Source organism: Psychroflexus sp. MES1-P1E (assembly GCF_002836055.1).
Classification (GTDB): Bacteria; Bacteroidota; Bacteroidia; order Flavobacteriales; family Flavobacteriaceae; genus Psychroflexus.
The window spans coordinates 1-1,118 of record NZ_PJBS01000299.1; the positions used below are offsets into that span (position 1 = coordinate 1).

Annotated in this window: 1 protein-coding gene and 1 pseudogene; one reads left to right on the forward strand and one right to left on the reverse strand. The window is 27.5% G+C overall.

The genetic code is table 11. The annotated features are described in order from the left end of the window. Positions 1-126, forward strand: a pseudogene (locus CXF67_RS18795) (IS110 family transposase); the annotation flags it as partial. A gap of 46 nt (positions 127-172) precedes the next feature. On the opposite strand, the gene CXF67_RS09895 reads toward CXF67_RS18795, so the two are convergent. Further along, positions 173-715 (reverse strand): DUF4377 domain-containing protein, encoded by a 543-nt coding sequence (locus CXF67_RS09895; protein ID WP_257984653.1) that lies wholly within the window; start codon positions 713-715, stop codon positions 173-175. Between the last annotated feature and the right edge of the window lie 403 nt (positions 716-1,118).

Sequence of the window (1,118 nt, forward strand, 5' to 3'; positions counted from 1 at the left end):
AAAGGTAAGAGTAAAAAATTAGCATTAATAGCGGTATGTAATACCCTATTAAAACAAGCCTTTGCAATTGCTAAATCAGGGTTGATATATGATAAAGAATATAAAAGTACTCTAGTGAAAAGTTAATGCATTTTACTTGTTTTTTACCACAGTACTTTGTTAGCAACAGTTTTTATTCAAGTTCAATTAATTTTATTTCATTGTCGGAAATCCTTTTAAATGTTCCGATTACAAAGTCCTGATTCTGTAATATGGTATCTAATTCAACACAAAGATTGTTACAGTCAATATTAATTTGATTAAGAAGTTTTAAACCATTGTCAGTTGTTACAAAGTTTTCTCCGTTTATTTTTAAATCTATATCAAAAAGAGTTTCATTATCAATTACTTGAGTTGATTTAATTTCTATAAGAGTATATTTATGAGAACTTACGTCAGCAGGAGGGTTGTCTATTGGCTCAGACTTTACAGATAAATTATAGATAGTACCTGATTCATAATTAAATCCTTCAATATTCGAGTAGAATTTAGTCCAAATGTCAGTTCCGATATTATCCTCTTCTTGTACAAGTAGCGTCAAAACAGGGATAATAGTCATTCCTGTACTCTGAAAATGATTAATTCTCATCTCAATAGTTTCAGTTTCATTCTCATCATCACTAGAACAAGAGAATAAAATTCCAATAATCATTAAAAGTAAAATTTTCGTTTTCATATTTTTTTAGATTTTGTTATTAATATACAGATGCATAGTTATGCAAAAGGTTGCGTCAAATTGTTGCTAACGTTGTTGTGTATGGTTTGCTGCGGTTTTAAGCAACTTAGTTAATAAATAATAATAGAATAGAAAGTCTGCTAGGACTTTCGTAAATAAGCAGAAAATGAGCAATAAATTATACAAGGTGTTGGCAAACGTTTTTAATTTCAAAATCTAAATATAATGATTTAGTTCATTTTAAAGATTCAAATATGGGTTTATATGCAATAGACCAAAACCCTAAAAATGTAAATTACCAATGGATAGTTGAAAATAATTTCAGAATTACCTAACCTTTATACAAGAGTATTTATCTTTTATATTTTCAGACAAATAAGTTCCTTTTGATGAAGAATTCATT